The sequence below is a fragment of the Pseudomonas sp. KBW05 genome (genome assembly GCF_003852405.1).
Lineage (GTDB): Bacteria > Pseudomonadota > Gammaproteobacteria > Pseudomonadales > Pseudomonadaceae > Aquipseudomonas.
The window spans coordinates 15979-39453 of sequence record NZ_QAJM01000052.1; the positions used below are offsets into that span (position 1 = coordinate 15979).

The following is a 23475-nucleotide window of genomic DNA, read 5'->3' on the forward strand; positions in this document are numbered from 1 at the left end:
ACTTTTTTGTCATGAAACTGAATGGATCTGCACTGTTCTCATCCTCATTAGCCTCATTGCGCTATAAACTATGTCACACATTTTTTAGTAGTTAGGAGCATCAGCACATGCAACTGGGGATTATCGGACTAGGCCGCATGGGCGGGAATATTGCACGGCGCCTGATGCTCAATGGGCATACCACCGTAGTTTTCGACCGTAACGAAGCATTTGTCAAAACCTTGAGCGAAGAGGGCGCCACGGGCGTTTCCGACCTCAAGGCCCTGGTCGCCGGGCTGCAAAAGCCCCGCGCCGTCTGGGTGATGCTGCCTGCAGGTGCACCCACTGAAGACACCATCAATGAACTGAGCGAGCTGCTGGAAGACGGCGATGTGATCATCGACGGCGGCAACACCAACTATAAGGACGACGTGCGTCGCGGCAAGGCACTGGCAGACAAAGGCCTGCACTACGTCGACGTCGGCACCTCCGGCGGCGTTTGGGGCCTGGAGCGCGGCTATTGCATGATGATCGGCGGCGACACCGCAACCGTGCAGCGCCTCGACCCGATCTTCAAGACCCTGGCCCCAGGCCTGGGCAATATCCCGCGTACCAAGGACCGCAAAGACAGCGCTGACCCGCGCGCCGAACAGGGCTACATCCACGCCGGCCCTGCGGGTTCCGGGCACTTCGTCAAGATGATCCACAACGGCATCGAGTACGGGATGATGCAGGCATTTGCCGAAGGGTTTGACATCCTCAAGACCAAGAACTCGGACAACCTGCCGGAAGACCAGCGCTTCGACCTCAACGTCGCCGACATCGCCGAAGTCTGGCGCCGTGGCAGCGTGGTGTCGTCCTGGCTGCTGGACCTGACCGCCGACGCCCTGGCCACCGACCCGAAACTCGACGGTTACTCCGGCTCCGTGGCCGACAGTGGCGAAGGCCGCTGGACCATCGAAGCCGCCATGGAACAAGCCGTGCCGGTGCCGGTGCTGTCCACCTCGCTGTTCGCCCGTTTCCGCTCGCGCCAGCAGAGCACTTACGGTGACAAAATGCTGTCCGCCATGCGCTTCGGCTTCGGTGGCCACGTGGAGACTTCCAAAAAATGACCGCCAACGGCAAGAAGTCCAAGGCCGAACCCGCTCCAGCCACCACCCTGTTTCTGTTTGGCGCCCATGGCGACCTGGTCAAGCGCCTGCTGATGCCGGCGCTGTACAACCTCAGTCGCGATGGGTTGCTGGGCGATGGCCTGCGCATTGTCGGCGTTGATCACAACGCCATCAGTGACGCGGACTTTGCCAAGAAGCTCGAAGATTTCATCCGCACCGAGGCCGCAAGCAAGGTCAAGGGCAGTGCCGACAACGCCCTGGACCCACAATTGTGGGCCCAGTTGGCCAAAGGCATCAGCTACGTAGAGGGCGACTTCCTCGACGACAGCACCTATGCGGACATCGGTCAGAAAATCGCTGACAGCGGTACTGGCAATGCGGTGTTCTACCTGGCCACTGCACCGCGCTTCTTCAGTGAAGTGGTGCAGCGCCTGGGCAGTGCCGGCTTGCTGGCGGAAACCGAGGAAGGTTTCCGCCGTGTGGTGATCGAGAAGCCCTTCGGCTCCGACCTGGCCACCGCCGAGGCGTTGAACGCCAGCCTGCTCAAGGTGATGAGCGAGAAGCAGATCTATCGCATCGACCATTACCTGGGCAAGGAAACCGTGCAGAACATCCTGATCAGCCGTTTTTCCAACGTGCTGTTCGAAGCGTTCTGGAACAATCACTACATTGACCACGTACAAATCACCGCCGCCGAAACCGTCGGCGTCGAGACGCGGGGCAATTTCTTCGAAAAAACGGGCACCTTGCGCGACATGGTGCCCAACCACCTGTTCCAGTTGCTGGCGATGGTGGCCATGGAACCGCCTGCCGCCTTCGGTGCCGACGCCGTGCGTGGGGAAAAGGCCAAGGTGATTGGGGCAGTGCGTCCCTGGTCCCTGGAGGATGCGCGGGCCAACTCGGTACGTGGGCAATACACCGCCGGTGAAATCGGCGGCAAGCAGTTGCCCGGTTACCGTGAAGAAGCCAACGTCGCACCGGACAGCAGCACCGAAACCTTCGTCGCCCTCAAGGTGATGATCGACAACTGGCGCTGGGTCGGCGTGCCGTTCTATCTGCGCACCGGCAAGCGCATGAGCGTGCGCGACACCGAAATCGTCATCTGTTTCAAGCCGGCACCCTATGCGCAGTTTCGCGACACCGAAGTGGATGAGCTCAAGCCCACCTATTTGAAAATCCAGATCCAGCCAAACGAAGGCATGTGGTTCGACCTGCTGGCGAAGAAGCCTGGGCCGACCTTGGACATGGCCAATATCCAGCTGGGTTTTGCCTACAAGGACTTCTTCGAAATGCAGCCGTCGACCGGGTATGAAACCCTGATCTACGACTGCATGACCGGCGACCAGACCCTGTTCCAGCGTGCGGACAATATCGAAAACGGCTGGCGCGCGGTGCAGCCGTTCCTCGATGCGTGGAAGCAGGATGACGGGATCGAGGCCTACAAGGCCGGCGAAGATGGCCCGGCAGCGGCAGATGTGCTGCTGGCCCGTGATGGTCGCACTTGGCACACACTCGGATGAGTGATGCCGCGATTCATCCCATCCGATTTGTCCTCAGTGATGTAGACGGTACGTTGCTGCACCCGGATCACCGGCTCAGCCAGCGCACGCTGGATGCGGTGCGGGCCTTGCGCGCCGCTGGGGTGTTTTTCAGCCTGGCCAGCGGGCGCCCGCCCAAGGCCATGTTGCATCTGGTCGAGGCCTTTGGCATCGATATCCCGGTGGCGGGCTTCAATGGCGGCACGCTGATCAATCCCGACGGCAGCGTGCTGGTCGCCCATCATCTGCCCGCCGAAGCGGCGCTGGTCACCCTGGCGCTGTTTTCGGCCGAGCCGGATGTGGAGGTCTGGGTGTTTGCCGACGGCGACTGGTTGCGCCGTGATCCTCCCGGGCCGATGGTGCAGCGCGAGGCTGATGGCCTGGGCTACGGGCCGGTCGTGGTGGAGAGCTTCGAGCCGTATCTGGACCGAATTGACAAAATCGTTGCCGCCAGCCTCGACACCCAACGGTTGATTGAGCTGGAAGCGTTGTTGCAGCCCAAGGTGCAAGGCTTGGCTCAGGTCTCGCGTTCGCAACCGGTTTACCTGGATGTGACGGCGATGTTGGCCAACAAGGGCGAGGCGCTGAAAACACTGGCTGCACACCTCGGGGTTGCCCTGGAGCAGACCGTCGCGATTGGCGACGGCGGCAATGATCCGGCGATGTTTCATGTGGCCGGGCTGTCGATCGCCATGGGGCAGGCTGAAGAAGCGGTCAAACGCCAGGCCAGTGTGGTCACTGGCAGTAATGTCGAAGAAGGCGCGGCTGAAGCGTTTGAACGTTTCATTCTTTCTGCGGGTGTGCGATAGCCCGCTACCGCCTGCGCATCCTGCAATGTCTGAACACTGATGGCCGACCTTGGCGCCCCGATCTTCGGGGCGCTGTTGTTTAAAAGGAAGCGTGCCATGAACCCCGAAGTCTCCTTGTCCCCCAACTCCTATGCGTTGTTCCTGGCGCAGACGCTGCGGCGTTATTTTCTATCGTGCCCCAGTTTGCAGGAGGTAGCGGTCAAGTCCTTGCAACGCAGTCTGGGTGAGCGATACCGCTGGCTTACCATCGACCAGGCCCAGCCTGTCCTGATGGCGCCGCTTTACAGTTTTGATGGCAAGGCCCTCAAGTTGGAAGGTCACAGCAGCCTGACCGTGGTCGATGCGCTGATTGAGCGCTGCGCCACAGGGCGATTCGTCGACTACACCCAGGGCCAGTTCCTGGCACAGAGCCCAGGCAATGGTGCGCCGGTCGCGCTGCACGTGAAAAACAGCGATCTCGAGCAGGTGATCAATGAGCGTGGCGCAACCTTGCTTGAGGATTACCAGGAGGCACTGGTTGACTACTGGATGGCGCGAGATGCCAGCGGCACGGTGCGCTTCCGGTGGCTTGCGGATGTACTCAAGAATGCTTTGTTGTTGGCCGCCGGTAGCGCGCAAGCTACCAGCGAGCAATTGGATATGGTCATCGATGTGATCGTCGACCCGCAGCGGACCAATGGCACGCGTGCCTACATCGTTGATCAGTGGGGGGAGTCGGGCGCGACGAACCTGCAAATGCTCCGCGGCCTGGTTTTGGTCCGTCAGGAGGGGGGCACCACCCGGGTGTTGTTGTTCACCCTGGCCAGGGGAATTCAAGCCTTCGACTCGCTGCACGCGCTGGGAGATTGGCTGGTCAATCTGCTCAGTGATATTGCCCCGGGCCACCACATGCAATGGCGACTGTATGCCCCCGGCGGCAATGTTTTTGACAGCTTCAGCTTGACGTTCCTCGCCAAGCAGCTCGCGGACATCAAGGCCTTGTTGCCCCTGGTTCGACCATACAACAGTGAGTTGCGCGTGTTGGAGCGCGCTTTGCGGGTGGTGACCCGCGATTTTGATACCGCCCCCATCGAATCGCCGCGTCTGGCGCGCTTGCGTGCCGCCTTGCCCAACTGGCTGTTGCAGGCGCCGGCGGAGCTCCAGATGGACATGGCCCGCTACGCCATCGACCTGGCGAACGCTGTGCGTCAGCCAGGCTGGAAGCCTTTTGATGAAGGCGTTCCGTCCCTTGATACGTTTGCCAGGAACGCGTTGTCCGCACAGATGATCAAGAATTTCCCAGACAAACAGGCGTTCTCCCCCGATGCGGTGACCCTGCGCATGAAGCTGGACGAACCTGACCGCTCGGGTACGGTAAAACCTTTCTGGCATGTGCTGCCGTTACTGACCCACGCAGTGTGGACGCTACCGGCGCTCGCCTGGCTTGGTTTGAGCGAGCTGGAGCCCGGGCGGTTGTCCCTGGCCCCGAGCGAGCCTGAAGGCACCGATTTTGGGTTGACTGTCGGCGACATCATGGGCCTGATCACGGCTGCCAATATCGGCGGTAGTTTTGCGCAATTGATCGTCGGCCTGTTCCAGGACCAGGCGCAGGCCACCTGGCGAAAGGCGCGGTTTACGGAGCAATTGGGTCTGCAATTGCCCATGTTGGCACTGGAGTACCACCTCAAGTACCCCAAAGCCTTTTCGCGTTGGGCGTATGACGCGGTAGTCGCAGTACTGCAGCCCGAAGAGTCGGCGCGCAAGGTCGGTGAGCAAGCCATCGTCCTGCGTCCTTTGGCGTTCAAGACCAACGATGGCGGTCCCGATTACGTGCATAACATGTATGTGATCGGCCCCGAGGATGTCAGCGCCGGCAGCCATCTTCTTTATCGGCCGATGGCCAAGGTGAAGCTGATCGAGTTTTCCAGCTGGGACGCAATTCTCAGCGCCATCCGCCAACCGGGGTCGTTGCAATACCAGGTGTTGGCCTGGATGACCGAGCCCGGGCGCAGCCGCTACCTGATACCGGGCTTGCCCATTCCTGGTCCCGAAGTGTTCCAATTAATGGATTTCAACGACAGCGTGTGGACGAAAGACCCCGTTACCCATGTGCAAGACGTCGTGCAGGGCGACTACATGGGCGCGCTGTTCACCAGTGCCGTGGAAGCGTTATCCGACCTCCCGCAGCGGCCACTGTTGAAGGGGATGGAAAACCTCTGGGATTGGATCAAGCGCCATTTCGGCTTGGGTCTGGCACTGGTCCTGACCCTGTATGGTGGCCCTGTTGCCCAGGCGGCTGGCTGGTTGCTTGGCGCGTGGGCCATCGCGCAGGATGTGAAAGAGCTCGCTTCCGACGGGGTTCAAGGCAAGGCAGGCACGATCGCCGATTTGCTGCTCAATATTGGTTTGATTCTATTGAGTCGGGGCGGTGTCTCCACCACGCCGGTAGCACCAGTGGCGGCTGATACGTTGTTGGCAATGTCCGAAGGGGCTGACTTGGAGCAGTCTATCGAAATGAGCTGGTCGGAAGCGGCAGAGCTGCCTTCCGAAGGGGGTAACACCAGCAGAGCCACCCCAGAGCAGTTGCCGACTGAACAAGGTGCGTCTTTGCTGGTGCGTGGCGATAACAGCCTGGAGCAGACCTGGAGCGGCCTATACAGCCGCCTTTCGGTGATTCGACAGGCGGAGTTGGCGTTGTATCGTGTACGGGTACTCCCCTACGCGCAACGTATTCACACGGGAAACTACCGTGGGCTGTACCGCGCCAATGGCAGCATGTTTGCCGATATTGCGGGGGAGTGGTTCAAGGTCGAAGACCATGATGGGGTTGTCCGGGTGGTCAGCGATGAGTTGGTGACGCGTGACGGCCCTGCCTTGATGTCCACAGGGGCAGGGTTGTGGGGGTTCGCTCCCGAGCCAAAGCAGCCGGAAGACCTGAACCAGGCCTTGAAGCTGGAACAACTGCGCCTGAGCAAGCTGAAAAGTGATGAGCAACGGCGAATCGAGCTGGACGCCGAGTACGACACGTTGATCAGGCAATTCGACGGCCAGGTTTTTACCGACAATGAAACCCTGGAAGGCATTACGCACCGAGTCGCCGAGCCGGGAACCGGGGCATTGATTGATGATGAGTTGTTCAAGGCCGATGCATCGCACTGGTGCGCGGTGACGTTACTCGATGCCTTGGTGCGCCGTCGGCAACTGTTGCTGGTACGGGATTTCAGCGCGTTGTCCAACAGGTTCTCCTCCGGTGTGGTCAAGGCGCGGCGAATCCAGGTGACGCTGTATAGTGGCAAGCGCAACTTGATGTTGATGCAAGACCAGATCCGGGTGACGTCCTTTGATGCGTCCAGCCTCAGCGAGGTGGTGCTGACGCCCGCGACCTTGCGACAGGTGGCGGCCACGTTGCCCGATTATGTGGCGTTGCAACAAAAAGCCATCGAAGCCTGCAAAGAGGCGGAAGGGCGTTTTGAGACGATGAAGCAGCACGGTCGTCTTGCCGATACCTCGGTCGCCATTTTGGATACACCCGTCTGGGCGGGGCGGCGGATTTCACTGAAATGGCAGGAGTTGCAACTGCGCACGCTTGCTCTAGGGTGTTTTGATGCCAGCGCCACCTGTTACAGGGACGCCACCCTCGACCTGATTCAAGAAGTCACCTCGCTGTGCAGTTTGAAACTGTTGAGCCGTCGCGAGCTTTTCACCCCGGGCCGTTTCAACCTGGGCCAGCAACTGCGGGTGCTGAACGACGGACTCGACACTCTGGTCTTGGCCAACAGTCGCCTGTCCTATCAGTTGGGGCCATACCCGCGCTACATCAATGCCTGGGCGATAGGCGTCTACCGCAGTTTTATACGCGGCCTGCTCGAGGAGCTCGAACAGGATTTGATCGCGACCTATCGCTCGTACGAAGCCACGCCGCTCGCGACGCAATCATCATCGTCGGCCAGTGGTTCCAAGCAGATCATCGACGATGTGCTTGCTGGCCTTGTAATCGGCAATCGGCGCAGCGTCATGGAACTCGCAGAGATGGAGGAATATGTCGATGTGTTGGAGCCGTTCGACCATCGCAGTGTGTGGTCTTTCAAGCGCATGGGCACCGACAAGGAGCCGGTGTGGAAGGAAGTGCCGCGTGTGCAACCCGCAGTTGCGCCGGACCTGCCCGCCCATGAACGCCTAGCGGATATCGGCGGTGAGGCAAATCGCCTCTGGCGTGAGGCGGGCCGTCAGGTCACCCAGATTACTGCGTTGGAGGCCATCCCTCGCATGTCGCCACGTCGGGTACGCAGCGAGTGGGTGAATTACGCCAACAAGATGATTGTGCAGCGGGACCTGCTCATTGATGCACTGAAAGAGCCGCCGGCGTCGGCCAAGCACCAGGATTTACTGGAGTTTTTCAAATACTCACCGGTCATGTTGCATGACGAAGTCATGCGTTTCCTGGAACAGGCTAACCTGTCGCGCAAGCGCATGATTATGCGCAGCCCACCGTCGTCCGAAAACCTGTTGATTCTGTACAAGTCATGGATGATCGATGTGGTGGAGTTGACGACGGAAGAACCCTTGGTTCGACGCTTCGAGATCCGTGAAAACGCTACGGGTCGTCCGTTCTGGGTCGCCCATTTTGTCTACGAAGAGCAGGCGGCGCGTGACATCGGCTATCACTTTAGCCAAGGACTGCTCAAGCGTTATGCCGAACGTGGCATCAGTTATAGGAAGTTGAAGCAGCGCGCCATTAACCAGGAACTCCTGATCAATGTCCTGCGCTCGAACATTGACCATGAAGTTGCGGAGGTAGTGTTTTTTACCGAAGACGTCGAACCGGCGTCACACTGAGTTACTTGGGCATTGCCCAGGACTGCAACTGATAACCGCCTTTATCGAGTTCGGCGCGGGCTTGCAACAGCAAGTCTTCAAGTTGCGCCGGGTCGGCATAGTCGCTCGAAGACAGTTGCTTGCTGCCGATACGATTGTTGGTACGGTCGATGACGCTCAGGCTCAGGGCGCCATTGCCGTCATGCCAGGCCACGCATTGAAAGGGCTGGAAGGCACGGTCTGCGATCAAAAGAGCTTCGTTGATGCGGAGCGGGGCGTTCATGTGGGTCTTCTCTCTAAATGCCCAATCAAGTGGAGTGCCGTCGGTTGGGCGAGCCAGGCGGCGAGTTACTTGTACTGATGCTCGATGGCGGGGTACGGGTCACATGTTAGAGCAAGAAAATTCAAACTTTCGTGATGAGCGTCATGTAACCGGCTGTTTTGAAAGCTGAATGAAAGTTTCCGGGCGCGGCAACTTTTTCATCCCCAGCACAGCGAAGTGGCTTTTTGCCAACACTTATAGCGAAACGGTACAAGACACGCGTCAATACCTTGCTACTGTAACGATCAGGCATCACAAACCGTTGTTTCTAAATAAATTTAACAATTTTGACGCCAAGGAATAGTCATGGTTGTTACACCTGTGCAGCGCCGCTTGCTGGTGGTTGACCCCTGTGACGACTGTCACGGGTTACTGCCGGGTTTACGCACGGCCGGCTGGGAGGTGGACAGTTGTGCGCTGGAAGCCGTCGGGGACAGGTCATGTGACGTTGGATTGCTGCGGTTGCAGCCTTATCACCTGGAGCGGCCCGAAGCGGTCAAGGAACTGATTGGCCGCAGCGGTACCGAATGGATCGCCGTGCTCAGCCACGACGTCTTGCGCCTGCAGAACGTCGGCGATTTCGTATGTGAATGGTTCTTCGACTTTCACACCTTGCCGTTCGACGTGTCCCGGGTGCAGGTCACGTTGGGCCGTGCGTTTGGCATGGCGCGCCTGCGCGGCCAGGCCAATACGCCGGTGGACGAGCCCGAGCATGAATTGCTGGGTGATAGCCGCCCCATCCGCGAGTTGCGCAAGCTGTTGTCCAAGCTGGCCCCCACCGAATCCCCGGTGCTGATCCGTGGCGACAGCGGCACCGGCAAGGAGTTGGTGGCCAAGACCCTGCACCGTCAATCCCAACGCCATGCCAGGCCGTTTGTCGCGATCAACTGCGGCGCGATTCCGGAACACCTGATCCAGTCGGAACTGTTCGGCCATGAGAAGGGCGCGTTCACCGGTGCTCATCAGCGCAAGGTCGGGCGGATCGAAGCGGCCCACGGTGGCACGCTGTTTCTCGATGAGATCGGCGACCTGCCCATGGAGCTGCAAGCCAACCTGCTGCGTTTTCTCCAGGAGAAGCAGATCGAGCGCGTCGGTGGAAGCCAGCCGATCCCCGTGGATGTGCGGGTATTGGCTGCGACCCACGTCGATCTGGAAGCGGCGGTCGAGAAGGGCGTCTTTCGTGAAGACCTGTATTACCGCCTCAATGTCCTGCAAGTGGTGACCGCGCCCCTGCGCGAGCGCCACGGTGACGTAGCCATGTTGGCCAACCACTTTTCACGCTTCTACAGCCAGGAAACCGGGCGCCGCCCACGCAGCTTCAGCGAAAGCGCCCTGGTCGCGATGGGAAAACACCCTTGGCCGGGCAATGTCCGTGAGCTGGCAAACCGCGTGCGCCGCGGCCTGGTACTGGCCGAAGGGCGGCAGATCGAAGCCGTTGATCTGGGATTGCAAAGTGAGCAGGCAATTGTTTCGCCGATGGCTACACTGGAGGATTACAAGCACCGCGCCGAACGCCAGGCGCTGTGCGATGTGCTCAACCGGCACAGCGACAACCTGAGTGTCGCCGCCCGTGTGCTGGGGGTTTCCCGGCCGACGTTCTACCGGTTGCTGCACAAACACCAGATCCGCTAGGGCGGGTAAACCGAAAAGCCCCGCAACGACCCTTATCGTTGCGGGGCTTTTCCTTGTGTGGCAATCAGAAGTAGTAAGGGAATTTCAGGCTGAAAGTGAAGTCCGGCGCATCGTCGGTCATGCCGATGGCCAGGTTGGGCACGATTGTCAGGTTATCCGACGCAGCAATCGTCATGCCCACGTTGAAGTACCCTGCGTTGGCGTCGCTGGACACCACCGATTGCCAGTCGCCACCGTCAGGCTTGAGCTTGCTCTTGCGCTGGATCAGGTCGGAGACCGAAAACGACATACTCATCTTCTCGTTCAGCGCGAAGGCTACGCCGACGCCGAGTTGGAAGCTGTCGCCAAGGGCGACTTTGCCGCCGACTTTCTGGTTGACGTCGCTGCTGATGTCGTCAAACGAGCCTTCAAAGTTGTGGGTGTAAGACAGCGAGCCAAACAACACGGCGGGATCGAAGGTCTTCACCAGCGAGATGCCTGGCGTGATCGACCATACGCCGTTGCCCGTCGGCAAGTTCTCGGGCACATAAAGGTTGGTATTGGCCGCCGACTGCACCAGCTTGATCCCGAATGGCTCTTTGCCCGTCGGCGCCTTGACCCGCACCGACACCACCGCATCCGGCAGGGACGGGGTTTCGTCGAGGAACTTGTAGGACACCCCGAAGTTGACATCACCAATGGTCGGATCGCGAGACACCGACTCTTCGGAGGTCGAAGTGCCGCTGCCGCCGTTGGCGCCGCCGGATTGGTAGGTCGACTCGCGGTACACCACCGGCACGTTGACGTCGAACTGCCAACGGTTGTCGACGTTGTAGCGCCCGGTCAGGTCCAGGGTCCAGTTGTCGGACTTGATGCGGTCCAGGTTGATATTGCCGAGGAAGATCGAGTCCAGCGCCAGGAAACCGTTAAGGGTCAGTTGGCGAGCGTCGTAACGCGCGTAGGTGATGCCGGTTTCAAAGCTGAAATTGCCATTGCCGAAAAAGCCGCTGGCTTCGTTGTAGAGGTTGCTCACGCTTTGCGCAGGGGCCGAATCGTCCTTGAGGGCCTGGCCATAAGAACTGCCGCCACCGCCCGCGCCACCCGATGCGGCGGCAGCGCCAGTGCCGGCAACGGTGGCGCCGCTGGCTTTCTGGAAGTCTGCCGGGGATTTGGCCAGGCGTTTCGGTGCCGGGGTCGCCGGCTGATCCTCAACCTGGCGTACCCGCTGCTCCAGCACGGCCAGGGCCTTTTGCTGCACTTCGTACCGCTGCTTGAGTTCCAGAAGTTCCTGTTTGAGGGTCTCGATATCGGCGTCTGGCGCGGCATACAACATGGATGCGGGCAAGAGCGTACTTAAACAGACCACCGCACGTAGCGATAACGATCGATGCATGAAATAAGCCGTCCTTTTCTAATGCGAAAGTGTCGAGGGTCAGCGTAGTTCAATAACCGAGAGCGCGTAGGCCTTTGAGTTGGTCCAGGTTGCAGTTCAGCGCTGGGTTATTCAGTCCGTTATTGCCCATCACCACGTTGAGTTGGGTCATGTTGTTGACGAAGTTGGCGTTGCCGGTCAGGCGGATGGATTGGCCCACGTTACCGCCACCGATCTGCTGGAGACTGTTGCCTTGGTTGTTCTTGGCTTGAATCGCCATTTGCAGACCGCCGTTTTGCGCGGAAACGGCGATATCACCTGCCGCGCTTGTGCCCCTGACCACGCCACCCGCCAGGAGTACTTCCCCGGATTGCACGACATTGGCGGGCGCAAAGCCATTTTCAGTCACGCTGATACCGACATTGTTGTAGGCCGTGTTGCCATCGCCGGCGGCGCGTACGCTTTGCGTTACGCCTTGGCCGCTGCCCAAGCCGGCGCCTCCGGTTACCGTGCCGGTGCCCGGCCCTTGGCCAGTGCCCGTCCCCGAAGAACCGTAGGTATGCACATAAAACTGCGGGGTGACCGTGGACGAGTCGATCTGCATGTTGGCCGTGCCGGTGATGATGTTTCCGGCGGCATCTTTGAAGGTGCTGCTCATGACAATGCCAAAGCTGATGATTCGCCCCGGCATCACGTAACGGCCGCGTAGCTCGGCCATTTCCGAATCCTTGAGTTCAATGGGCTTGAACGCCGATGAAGCATAAGCGGGCATTGAGGCTGCCAGGCACATGACCGTCAGCCAACGGTAAGTGTTCATCTTTTGCTCCTGGAGCGTCCTGCCCCTTATTGCGCTTCTTAGAAGAAGTCGCTTTGGATGAAACCGAAGTCCATCAGCTCGGCATCGCCTATAGGCCTGAACTCATTCAACTGGTTCTTGGCAGTCAGCGGCAAGGGCGGGTCGAGCAGGGCGTTGGCCTTGTCGTACCCTTCACCCAGCACGGCGAAGACGATGCCATTCCAACCTTTGACGAAATCATCGTGTGAGTAGCGTTTATGGCCCAGCACCGGGTCGCCGATATAGACCCAGTCCTTGTCCGAACGCTGCAGTACCACGAAGTGCTTGTAGCCACGAATCTCCAGCAACACCACCACAGGGATCTTCAAGGTCGCCAAGGTGTCTGGCCCGATCTTGTAGCCCCGGGCACGCATGCCGATGCTTTCGAGGTAGCGCTTCATGTCCAGCATGGAAAACCCCTGGGTGCGTACCAGGTCCTGGTCGGCGTTGACCAGCATGCCTTTGATCACGTGTTCTTCATCTACGTCGAGCCAATAACCCTGGCGCAGGATGGTGGCGAGTGCGGCAGCGCCGCAGCTGAAATCGGTTTTCTGTTCCACCAGGTTGGCGAAGCGGCGTTCACGGATACTCTCGACCTTCTTGTAGATGACTGCACCGCCAGGCAAGGCGGAGATCGCCATGGTGCCTGCCCAGGTCGGGCCGGTGAGCAACATCAAGAGGGTGAGGGTCGCGAGGCGCATGATCGAATGACCTGTTGGACACTGGAATAAAAAAGGGCCTTGTTGCCAAGGCCCTCGTCACATCAGAAGCGCACGCCGCTGGCGCAGACAGTGCAACCTTGACCAATCGACAGGCTGTTGCTGCCTTGGTTACCCGAACCGGATTGCAGGTTCACACCTACGTTGCCGGAGTTGTGGTTAACCGAGTTGTCGAGGCTGGAGTTGTTCGACACATACTGAGGTTTGCCGTGATGGCCATACCCGCTGGCTGCGGCGTTGAGGTAGCTGTTGGCGAGCGAGTTTTGCTCAGTGTTGGCCGCGGCAGCGATGTTTTTGCCGTCAGCAGTCACGATCGCCAAGTTGTTTTTGCCTTGGTTACCTTGGCCGGCTTGACCGTTGTAACCCACGTTGCCGGAGTTCCAGTTAACCGAGTTATCCAGCGAAGCGTTGTTTTGCGTGCCTTTGTTCACGAAGCTGTTCAGCCCGCTGTTTTGATTCACATCGACCACGCCGAATACGGTTGCAGCATCGCCTTTAGCGCTGGAGATGGCAGCAGAGTTATCTGCCTGGTTGCCACTGCCGGCTTGAGCGTTGACCCCAGTGTTACCGTTATTGCTGTTGACCGAGTTATCGGCCGAGGCGTTGTTTTCAGTTTTAGTGTCGTCGAACTTGTTCAGCCCGCTGTTTTGCACGTCCGTAACGACGGCGGCAATAGTGCCGGTTGGTTGAGGTGCAGGGTGCCAGCCACCTGCTTGAGCAGCAGCAGCCATGAGTGCGGCGAGAGCGAAAACCATTGGTTTCAGAGCCATTTGAGGTTTCATGGTGTTTCTCCTTGCTTCTAATTAGTTGGTTAAGTGTTGGTACGGTCTAACTAGTGCTACCAAGCCTTTACTTGATAGTGATGCCCAGGGTGTTAGCCACTCGGTTCCCCACCCCAGCACTCTGGTTCACCTGAATCACTCCTCGGCTGCCTGTGAAGGCCTGGTCGCTTGTCACGACTTGGCGGCTGCCAGTGGTGGGGGTGAGCCCTGAGTCGGTTGCCAGCGTCGTCGTGTTCTGTTGCAACAGGACGCTGTCGTCGATGCTTTGCGGGCCAGCGTTGACGCTGATCCTCACGGCATTGACTAATTGGTTATTGGCCCCGGCGGACTGGTTGATACCCAACATGCCGTTGCCATTGGTAAAAGAGTTGCCCTCGATCGCTGCCTTGGCATTCAGGGAGGGGTCGACCTTGCCATCCATGTTCTGGATGTTGCGGGTGGTGGCCTGGCCACCGAGTGCAATCGCGCGATTGTTGGCGGTTTGCTGCTGGTTGCCCGCCGACTGGTTGATCATCACGTTGCCGTTGTAGGCTTTGCCGCTGTTGTTCATCACGGCAGTGTTGTCGGCCATCGCTGAGGTGCTGGTGAGCAGGGCGAGGATGAGCAGGGAGCGTGTCATTGTTTGCCTCCCATCATGCCGCCAAGGTTGTTCAGGGGCGCCAGACCACGTTGGATCGAGCCGCTGATCTGCCCGCCCATGCCGCCACTGCTGGCGCCACTGCGGCTGGCGGCTGCGCCAGCGCCCAGGGTGGACATGCTGTTTTGTGTGGCACTCAAGCCGGAGAGATTGCCGTTGGGCTGGAGGGAACGGTTGATGCTCAAGCCGCTGCTGACGTTGCCGAAGTCGCGGTCGCTCAGTTCGCCGGAAAGGGCGCCATGGATTTCCCGGCTCGGATTGACGTTGGCGGTTTGGGGGTATGGATCAGGACCGAACGATGCGCGACCTGCCATGTGCCCTTGCACATTGCGGCCTGTCACGATAATGCCGTCGCCGGCCAGGGTCGGAGCACTGATGCCAACGCTGAGTACACAGCTGATCAGCAGTACGTTCATCGAACCTTGAGTGAGTGTGATCACGGCGGCATTCCTTATTCTTCGCGCTGACCCTAAACAGCGCTGTAAGGGATAGAGCAGAAGCCGTGCCGCTTTTTAATTGTTGTTGTTTTTCAATGGGTTGCCACTTCTGCGTGAAAAAAACGCAGGCGTGTTGTTTCATTGCTGAGACAGTCGCGGTTCAGCCGGGCATACCTGGCCACACCTGAAGCGCTTCACCTGGCTGTATCAGTGGCGTAACACTGCCAATGACAAAACGATGAATCCGCCCCGCGTGGGCAGCGCAGAGGTGGGAGGTGTTTCAAAAATGGACACGGCAGGCGCAAAAAAAGCCCAAGCCTGTCGGTAGGGCTTCAGCCTTTAGGGGTTTTACGCGGAATCGAATTGAGCACAGGGTTGCCATCCTGGTTTTGCGTCAGGTAAACCGGCAAAACCTTGGGCAACGAGGGGACGAGGTTGTTGACCTCATTGATGTTGTAGATACCGCCAATGCGAATCGTGCCGGTATTGGCATCGGCCAGCATCACCGATTTTTTCAGGTAGCGGTTGATCAGAGGCAGCGCGTCAGCCAGGGCCAGGTTGTCGAGCACCAGCTTGCCCTGGCGCCAGGCCAGGGCCGTGTCATTGGGGTTGAACGCGTTGACTCGGGGGGTCGCATCACCTTGGCGGTAACTGGCTTGCATTCCCGGTGTGAGCGGCACGCTGCCGTGCACCCGGTCGCTGGCGATCTGTACCGAACCTTCAAGCAGCATCACGCGGACCTGGTCTTCATACTTCCAGACGTTGAACTGTGTGCCCGTCACCCGTACCTGGCCGTCGCCGGCATGCACGATAAACGGATGGGCGCTGTCATGGCTGACCTTGAAAAACGCCTCGCCTTTTTTCAAGGTGACGCGGCGCTGGTCCTTGTAGTTGCTATAGACCAGCTCGGTGCCCAGGTTCAGTTCCACTTGGCTGCCATCGCTCAGCGTAACTTGACGCAAACCGTTGGGTGCTTCGAAGCGCTCATAGGTGTTTGGCAACCAGCCTGCTTCCCAGCCAGTGAATGCCGCCAGCGGCAGCGCCGTCAGGCAGATTGCCGCCGCTACCGCAAGGCTGCGCAGGCGACGACGCGGTGTGAACGGCACCACCACCGACGCGGGCTCGTCGCGCGGCAGGTGGTCGGCGACGTCCCAGATCTCGAGCATGGCCGCGTATTCAAACGCGTGCAGCGGGTGAGCGTCGTGCCACTGTTCAAAAGCCTGGCGCTCGGCGGGTGTGCAATCGTGCGCGTGCAAACGCATGCACCAATGCGCGGCGGCGTCGGTGATCGCGTCATATTCGGCTTCTGAAAGAGACTTTTCTGTCATTTAAACGTCCTGATTTCCCACATTCTAACCTCCGAGGCTGGCGCCGAGAACTGCCATCATGGTGATTGCACGTCAATTGGAACTTATTCTCGTTTGTGTGCGCCTAAGCCTTTTAGGACATTCCCACAATGGAGTACGAAAATGCTGAAGAAAACCTTAGTCGCCCTGTGTGCAACCACCGCGCTGCTCAGCGCCGGCGCCGCCCTGGCTGATAAGCCGGGGGCGGGCTGGATCACGATTGAAAAAGCCATTGACGTGGCCAAGACCAAGGCCGGTTATGTCGAGGTCTACGCCGCCGAGGCCGATGACAACGGCTATTGGGAAGTCAAGGGCCGCAAGGCCGATGGCAGCGTGTACGAGGCGCGCATCGACGGCGCGTCGGGCAATGTGCTGCGTGATCAGAAAGACTGATACAGGGATCGGGGGCTGCTTCATGGCCCCCGATGCAGCGCCCGTCCCAGGTGCGTAATCAGGTATGTCACCGAGTCCGCATTGGCCAGGATGATGTCCATTCGCCGGTCTGCATCACTCATGAACGTTGCCCGGGCATCTTGCAATGTCTTGGCTCCGGTGAGGTGCAGTACCTTGTCGCGCACTTTGCTCGAACCGATGTCGCCCAAGTCTTCCCAGCGTTGTGACAAGTCATCCCAGGCCTTGAACAGCATGCTTGCAGGCGTTTGTATGGACAGCGCGCTACTTTGCAGGTTGGACAGCGCGGTATATTTTTTCAGGCCTTCGGCCGTTCCACGGTTGATGAGGTCCAGGAACGGGCGCATGGAGTCCATGTACGCGATGTCGTAAGTGTCTGAGACCAGGTGGCTCATTTCATGAATCAACGTGGCCGCTCGTGCATGGTCGTGGATCTCGAAGGGTGTATTCAGGTGACCCTGGTAACTGTCCATTGATGTACTGAAGAAGAGCTCCAGCAGATAGATTTTCTGCTCCACATCTTCCGGTATGACAAAGGCAAAGGTCTGACCAAGATGCCAGCGGGGCGAACCGACCACGAATCGCGTTGAATCGAACCTGAGCAGGCTCCGCTGGGTCAGGCCATCGCGAATTTCCCTGACGCGGTTTTGTATTTTCGCCATTTGTGTCGGGTTGAAGTTAAGCACGCCAAACATCTCCGTCAGCACTCGGCTGACCAGGGAATTGGGATCGTTTTGTGCGGCAAACAGCGTCAGGTTATCCAGGCAGGTGAAGGTGTAGTACAGCGCCACGTTGAGCGCCCGATGAATGGCCAGGGCTTTATCTATGTCCATCGCGCGGATGGCCTGCAATCCCACGGCTTCAACATTGATGGAGTCGCGTACTGTCCTTCGGGTGATGACCTGCCCCCTGAAACGCGACAAGGTCGGCCCGAAGCGCGGCTCGCGCTCGCTCAGGTCCAGTACCCATCGGCCCTGTGCATTGCGTTCGACAAACGGGCCCAACTCCGCAGCAAGGCTTATGCGCCAGTGCTGGCCACTGCGTGCCACCGGGTAAACCCGTCCCGCCACCGGCACATAACTGCGGTTGCTGACCGGCTGCGTGTACACCTGGTGCTGTGGGTCCAGGCGCAGATCATTCAGCGCTACGGTCATGTCTTCAAAATGCCGCAGTCGCGTACGCATCGGGTCTGTCACGTCGAGCGTATCACTGGTGGTCGCAGGTGCGGGGTCGGTCTGTGGCGGGTTGCCGGGCACGGGGGTTGGCTTATCAGGCAGCGACTCGTCGAGTTGTCTACGCAACGACGCCAGCGTTGCCAGGCCCTGGATAAACTTGCGCAGTCCCTCGCCAAAGCGCTGTTGCTGCAAGCCTTCGGCGGACGACTTGAACAGCTTGAAACTGCGCCATACCACTGACGGGTACTTCAGCTTGCCGGCAATGAACTGCATCGTCATGGGAATGCCGTTGCGTAACAGGCTGGTGATGCCATCCCACTGGTCCTTGCCTTCACGTTCGAACTGGCAGGCGAGCATTTTCAGCAGTTGCAGGGTGTTGTCGTGGAACAGCTGCGGCAGGATATTGCCCCGGACCGGGTTCGAGGCCAGGCGGATATCCGAGCCTCGGCGTTGCGGTGCACTCAGCAGGTTGCGGTAGGTCGCCTGCTGCGGCGTCTCCAGTTGGCGAATGACCCAATCCTGCAACGGACCAGGGCGGTTGATTTCGCCCAACAGCTCTTCTTCGCTAGCGTATTCCCTGAGCACGCGTAGCGGGCTGTAGGGCGCGTAGAGTACCAATGGCCCGGACGTCCGCGCTTGCGGACCGATCACGTACACCCCGACAACTTTGACCGTTTGCGCACCCTGCGTCGCCACCAGTTCCAGCGGGCGAATCATTGCCGTAGTGCCGCTCACCTGGTCGCGTGCCACCGCATCCGGCATGTCGAAGATTTGTTGAATAAACCCCCAGGCTGTCTCACTCAGGCGTTCTTCGAGTTTCTCTTCGTGGGCGTGGCGTAACAGCTGCCAGGGCAATTGCTGACAAAACAGGTCGCGCCGTTGGCGCGCATCCTCGGTGTCTGCTGCCAGGTGCGTGCCGAGCAGGGCGCGATAGGTTGACGCAATGTCCAACTGGCGTACCAGTTGAACCACCGCTGCACCGTCGAATGTCGAGGGCAGGGGTGTTGCACCACGAGCTTGCGGCTGAAGGCTGTCGGCGGGCAAGTCGGGCAAGTGACGCAGGGCAAAGTCCGTCAGGCTTTGGCGGTGCCCGTTGAGCGCGATGCGCGTGGGGATCAGGACATCGTCGGGGTTCAAGTCCTGGCCTGGGTAGCGTGCGTCGAGCAAGGCCCGCAGGCGCTCGGCGGCGTGCGTGCGCAGGGGTGGCAAGCTGTGCAGGTAATCGCGCTCATCCGGCGCGCTGAGGCGGTATTGCTCCAGCAATTCGGCGTGCAGCTGTTGCTCCTGGGGCGAGGCTATTCCGAGCCACACGGGTAATGCCTGCTGGTGAATTATCGCCTGGGCAACCGCTGTGGCCCGGCTCAGGTTGGACGGCGAGGCCTGCTGCATCTCGAGGTCCAGGCAATCCTGTAGCTGCGTAGGGCCAAGCGGCGCGGCCAGCCAGTAGTCAATGTTGTCGATCATCTGGTCGAGGTAGCTGCGTTGGCGGTTATCCAGCAAATGCTCGTCGATACGTTGCAGCGCGCCCAGGCCAAAGGTTTTGTGTGGGGGGTGCTGACGGATGGACAGGTTTTGCAGGAGTGCCAGGCGCATTACAGGATGGGCCAGACGTTGTTCCAAGTGCGCGCGCAGGGCATGTACGGAGGCGAAGGCTTCATGGCCACGCTGGGGCGTCCACAGCACTGCCTGGCCGGAGAGGTCTGGGTCGATACCGCCGCGTTCAGTCAATACAAAACAGTTGGCCAAAGGCAGTACGTCATTGCCTTGGGTGAGCGTCAATCCGTAGGCGTCCGGCAGAAATCCCAGCAGGCCATGGCGTTGCACGCGGGTCATGCTGTCGGGGCGTAGCACGGTGTCGAGGATGGCGTAGGCGCCGGGAGCCAGCGTCTTGTTCAACAAGCGCAGTTGGGCTTCGCTGCGTAGCCCGAGTAGGAGGGCGTTGGCCTCTGCATCGCGGTGACTGGCCAGGAAGCTGCGCGGCAACTCGCGCAGGTCATGGTTGGCGAACCCCAGCAGGGCATGGGTAACCAGGCTATTGACGGTCGTGCTGGTCAGGGTGTTCCAGCGCATGGCCGCGCCTGCCTGGCGGCGGGTGTAAAAGCCCATGTCCGGCGTATCGCCCAAGGGGCCGCCGACCTGCGCCAGGCGTTCGACAAAGTAATCGATCAGCGCCACCGAACGCAGCGGTATGCGCTCCTCGCGTTGCTCGGCCTGGGTGGCATAGGTGTTGATGTAAACGTCTCTGGCATCGATATCCAACCGGCGCTTGTGCAGTTCGGCATCCAGTGCGAGGCACACCAGGCTGCGCAGGGTGGGATGGTTGCTGCGCAGTGCAACGGATGCGGCCTGCGCCGCCTGCAGCAGTGGCAACTGCTGCTTGGCGCGTTCGGCCTGCATCGTTGAGGGGCGCCCGTTCCCGCTGCTGACCGGGTGCAGGCTCCAGCGGCCTGCGGCGTCCAGCGCCAACAGGCGGTTGTCGAGCATATGGCGAACGTCCATGGCGCAATCGAGCAGGGCCGCCAAGTCAACGGCGCCATCGCTGCGGCGAAATTGCCCGAGGGCATACTCCATATTGCTCATTTGTTTGTCGGCGATGTCCTTGACCATGCTGGCGAATACACTGCCGACCACTGGCAGGCCACTGACCTGGACCTCGTCCATGGCGATATAGGTACTGCGCTCCTCCAGAGACAGGAAGTTCAGCAACTCATCTTCGTGCCCTGCGGCCTTGAGCATGCTCAGCAACGTGTCATTGAGGTCGTCGAGGTCTTTGAGCACCTGCAGCCCGCGGGCTTGGGTGTAGAGGTAGGCGTGCTTGTCGCTGATCAGCAAGGTCGCGGCCAGCTCCACGTAATGTTGATAAGGCGCGTGGATGCTCACTTTTTCGATGCGCAGCGACGGCTTCCAGGCACGGCGCGCGGCCTGATCGGGCAGGTATATCGCGCGCAGGTCATGGCTCTCTTCAGCCGTCACGATGCCGGACTGGTGTTTTAACAGCAGGTCGACGCGGAATTTGTCACTCATCACCTGGGCAAACAGGTCCAGGCGCGATTGGCCGCTGTCGATGTCTTCGTTCCACCAGGTCAGCATCAAGCTGCTCAACAACTTGGAAAGGATGCCTGCGGTTTGTTGCACCAGGCTTTCCCAGCGTCGCAAGTCCTCGGCGCGTTCGTCAGCGCTGAAGTGGCGGGTGATGTGGCGTGGGTGGGTGAAGGTGCGTGTTTGGCCCGCAGGCCAGTCTTGCTTGAGGTAATACTGCAACAACACTTCGTCCAGGGTGGCGGAGCCGATCCAGCGGGGAATAGCGCTCGGATCGTGTTCGTCGGCAGCGGCGAAGCTGTTGACTCGCGTATCCCGCTGGTCAAGGCCGGGGAAATAGGACTGCGCCATGATGGCAAGCAAGGTCGTGAGCATCGACGACAAGGTCGGCGTTGTGCGTAGTTCCGTCAGCATGGCGTGCAGGTTGAGTGTCTGATTGGCGTTGATGGTGCGTGCCTGGTCTTCGAAGACCGCGCCGGGTATGGCCGCCGTATCTAATGTAAAGGCAGTGCCCGGCGGAATTTTTTTACGCTGCTCTGATGATAAAAAGCTAATTAAATCAATTCTTTGAGTCGTATTCATCAAGCGATTTATAAGCTCATCTACCACTTCATTACGGTCATGGAACACCTCGATCCCGCCATACGGTGTGTAGAGCAACTCTTTGTTGTCATCTGGGCTTGGGCTCATCAGGAAGGCCCCGGCCAGGGGGATGGATACCTCGGGAGACAGCGTGAGGATGATTGTTTCGACCCGCATGGGGTGATCGCGCAAGACGTCATCCTGACGCGCTTGATCGGTGGCGTAGTACAGCGTGTTCAACCATTCCAGGTCCTTGAGGGTCAGGCCCAGGTCGCGTTCACGTTCGGTAGGCTGTTTCCTCGTTACCGGACGGTGGAACTCCTGGAAGAAATACGGGGGGGTTACGCTTGCCATCCACTGCTCTCCTGCAAGGCCTGTCGCGGCCATAGTGTCGAGGTCAGGGTAGGAGGGGGCAAAGCATCCGTTGCGGTAGATAACTGCTGCAAAAGCGACCTGCCGGGTAAACGAAGATTGACAGCAGGCAGCCGGCGCGTTGTTTAATCACAGGCTTGAGTTACCCGTCTTGTTGCCCCTTCCAATCATAATTCGGAGCTGCAGATGTCTACCCCGTCCAAGGTCGTTGAGAGTTCCAATGTCTCTATCGCGTTCGGCGCGTTGGTGACGCTGCTGCAACAGGTATTCGAGCGCCATGGCACTTCGCCCGAGGTGGCTGCGATCCTCGCCACCAACTGCGCCAGCGCCGAACGCGATGGCGCCCACAGTCATGGTATTTTCCGTATTCCTGGTTACCTCAGCACCCTGGCCAGTGGCTGGGTGAATGGCCGCGCGGTGCCACAGGTCACGGATGTGGCCTCGGGGTTTGTGCGGGTGGATGCCGCCAACGGCTTTGCCCAGCCCGCCCTGGAAGCTGCGCGCCCGTTATTGGTGGAAAAAACCCGCAGCGCCGGGATTGCCTTGCTGGCGATCCATAACTCCCATCACTTCGCGGCCTTGTGGCCGGATGTCGAACCCTTCGCCGAGCAAGGGTTGGTAGCGCTGAGCGTGGTCAACAGCATGACGTGCGTGGTGCCCCACGGCGCCGACCGTCCGCTGTTCGGCACCAACCCCATTGCCTTCGCTGCGCCGCGTGCCGATGGCTTGCCGATCGTGTTTGACCTGGCCACCAGCGCCATCGCCCATGGCGACGTACAGATCGCCGCGCGCAAAGGCGAGCGTCTGCCGCCAGGCATGGGGGTTGATGGCCTGGGCCAACCCACGCAAGACCCCAAAGCCATCCTTGAAGGCGGTGCGTTGCTGCCCTTTGGCGGGCACAAGGGGTCGGCATTGTCGATGATGGTCGAGTTGCTCGCGGCAGCGTTGACGGGGGGCAACTTCTCGTTTGAATTCGACTGGTCGGATCATCCCGGCGCCCGTACACCCTGGACCGGGCAACTGTTGATCCTGATCGACCCGAGCAAGACCAGCGGCCAGGCGTTCGCCGAGCGCAGCCAGGAACTGGTGCGGCAGATGCATGCGGCGGGGTTGCGGCGGTTACCGGGGGATCGTCGGCATCGCACAAGGGCAAAGTCCGAGCAGGAAGGGATTTTGGTGGATGCCGAGGAGTTGCGAAACCTGCGGGCGCTGGCAAACGCCGGATAAACCGGCTGCGCCCTGGGCGCAGCCGGTTGTACTCAGTTGCGACGGCCTAACAGCAAGCCGACCACCAGGCCAAAGCCTGCGGAAATCGCCACGGTCTGCCACGGGTGGCCACCGATATAGGTTTCGGTGGCATCCACCACCGGCTTGCTGCGCTCACGCACGCTGGACACCGAGTCCAGAGCTTGCTTGAGCTTGATGGCGACCTGTTCGCGCAGGGTTTCGCCTTCTTCGCCCACCAGGGCAGCGCTGCTTTTGAGCAGTTTGTCCGACTCTTCGATCAACGCCGTCAGCTCACTGAAGGCTTGATCCTTGATTTGTTCCTCGACAGCTTGGGCGGCAGTTTTGCGGGCCATTGGGCGACTCCTTGCAAGTGAAT

Annotated in this window: 17 protein-coding genes; 7 read left to right on the forward strand and 10 right to left on the reverse strand. The window is 59.7% G+C overall.

The annotated features are described in order from the left end of the window. Positions 1-107: 107 nt before the first annotated feature. From gnd to DBR46_RS29065, 4 genes are all read left to right on the forward strand, one after another. Positions 108-1091, forward strand: a complete 984-nt coding sequence (gnd, locus tag DBR46_RS29050) for a phosphogluconate dehydrogenase (NAD(+)-dependent, decarboxylating) (protein ID WP_124529697.1) — start codon at positions 108-110, stop codon at positions 1089-1091. After that, positions 1088-2611 carry a glucose-6-phosphate dehydrogenase gene (gene zwf / locus DBR46_RS29055; RefSeq protein ID WP_124529699.1) on the forward strand — a complete coding sequence of 508 codons (1524 nt, stop codon included), beginning with the start codon at positions 1088-1090 and terminating at the stop codon, positions 2609-2611. Before gnd ends, zwf begins: the two co-directional genes overlap by 4 nt. After that, positions 2608-3438, forward strand: coding sequence for an HAD family hydrolase (locus DBR46_RS29060; RefSeq protein WP_124529701.1), 831 nt, complete (start codon positions 2608-2610; stop codon positions 3436-3438). The genes zwf and DBR46_RS29060 overlap by 4 nt, the downstream gene beginning before the upstream one ends. A gap of 96 nt (positions 3439-3534) precedes the next feature. Next, on the forward strand, positions 3535-8253 hold the full coding sequence (locus tag DBR46_RS29065; protein ID WP_124529703.1) for a DUF6543 domain-containing protein: 4719 nt from the start codon (positions 3535-3537) through the stop codon (positions 8251-8253). 1 nt (position 8254) lies between these two features. Here DBR46_RS29065 and DBR46_RS29070 read toward each other — a convergent pair whose 3' ends face one another. Further along, positions 8255-8515 (reverse strand): hypothetical protein, encoded by a 261-nt coding sequence (locus DBR46_RS29070; RefSeq protein ID WP_124529705.1) that lies wholly within the window; start codon positions 8513-8515, stop codon positions 8255-8257. 345 nt (positions 8516-8860) lie between these two features. On the opposite strand from DBR46_RS29070, the gene DBR46_RS29075 reads away from it, so the two are divergent. Continuing rightward, complete coding sequence (locus DBR46_RS29075; RefSeq protein ID WP_124529707.1) at positions 8861-10186, forward strand: sigma-54 dependent transcriptional regulator; 1326 nt, start codon at positions 8861-8863, stop codon at positions 10184-10186. 64 nt (positions 10187-10250) lie between these two features. On the opposite strand, the gene DBR46_RS29080 is transcribed toward DBR46_RS29075, so the two are convergent. The 7 genes from DBR46_RS29080 to DBR46_RS29110 all read right to left on the reverse strand — a co-directional run bounded on the left by DBR46_RS29080 (position 10251) and on the right by DBR46_RS29110 (position 16275). Beyond that, positions 10251-11558, reverse strand: coding sequence for a hypothetical protein (locus DBR46_RS29080; RefSeq protein ID WP_124529709.1), 1308 nt, complete (start codon positions 11556-11558; stop codon positions 10251-10253). Positions 11559-11607: 49 nt separating this feature from the next. Further along, on the reverse strand, positions 11608-12354 hold the full coding sequence (locus DBR46_RS29085) for a hypothetical protein (RefSeq protein ID WP_124529711.1): 747 nt from the start codon (positions 12352-12354) through the stop codon (positions 11608-11610). Positions 12355-12392: 38 nt separating this feature from the next. Further along, entirely contained in the window at positions 12393-13073 is a 681-nt protein-coding gene (locus tag DBR46_RS29090) for a C39 family peptidase (protein ID WP_124529713.1), read from the reverse strand. 62 nt (positions 13074-13135) lie between these two features. Next, positions 13136-13873 carry a hypothetical protein gene (locus tag DBR46_RS29095; RefSeq protein ID WP_124529715.1) on the reverse strand — a complete coding sequence of 246 codons (738 nt, stop codon included), beginning with the start codon at positions 13871-13873 and terminating at the stop codon, positions 13136-13138. 67 nt (positions 13874-13940) lie between these two features. Beyond that, positions 13941-14492: an adhesin gene (locus DBR46_RS29100; protein ID WP_124529717.1), complete on the reverse strand. Its 552-nt coding sequence runs from the start codon at positions 14490-14492 to the stop codon at positions 13941-13943. Next, a complete protein-coding gene (locus DBR46_RS29105; RefSeq protein ID WP_124529719.1) occupies positions 14489-14950 on the reverse strand; it encodes a hypothetical protein in 462 nt (153 codons plus the stop codon). The genes DBR46_RS29100 and DBR46_RS29105 overlap by 4 nt, the downstream gene beginning before the upstream one ends. 329 nt (positions 14951-15279) lie before the next feature. Continuing rightward, positions 15280-16275: a FecR family protein gene (locus DBR46_RS29110; RefSeq protein WP_124529721.1), complete on the reverse strand. Its 996-nt coding sequence runs from the start codon at positions 16273-16275 to the stop codon at positions 15280-15282. Between the two features lie 141 nt (positions 16276-16416). Between DBR46_RS29110 and DBR46_RS29115 the strand changes: the two genes are divergently transcribed. Then, positions 16417-16686 carry a PepSY domain-containing protein gene (locus DBR46_RS29115; RefSeq protein ID WP_124529723.1) on the forward strand — a complete coding sequence of 90 codons (270 nt, stop codon included), beginning with the start codon at positions 16417-16419 and terminating at the stop codon, positions 16684-16686. Positions 16687-16706: 20 nt separating this feature from the next. Here DBR46_RS29115 and DBR46_RS29120 read toward each other — a convergent pair whose 3' ends face one another. Next, entirely contained in the window at positions 16707-21854 is a 5148-nt protein-coding gene (locus DBR46_RS29120; RefSeq protein ID WP_124529725.1) for a DUF6543 domain-containing protein, read from the reverse strand. 204 nt (positions 21855-22058) lie between these two features. Between DBR46_RS29120 and DBR46_RS29125 the strand changes: the two genes are divergently transcribed. Next, positions 22059-23099: an Ldh family oxidoreductase gene (locus DBR46_RS29125; RefSeq protein WP_124529727.1), complete on the forward strand. Its 1041-nt coding sequence runs from the start codon at positions 22059-22061 to the stop codon at positions 23097-23099. Between the two features lie 32 nt (positions 23100-23131). On the opposite strand, the gene DBR46_RS29130 is transcribed toward DBR46_RS29125, so the two are convergent. Beyond that, complete coding sequence (locus DBR46_RS29130; protein ID WP_017738628.1) at positions 23132-23452, reverse strand: YqjD family protein; 321 nt, start codon at positions 23450-23452, stop codon at positions 23132-23134. Positions 23453-23475 lie beyond the last annotated feature (23 nt).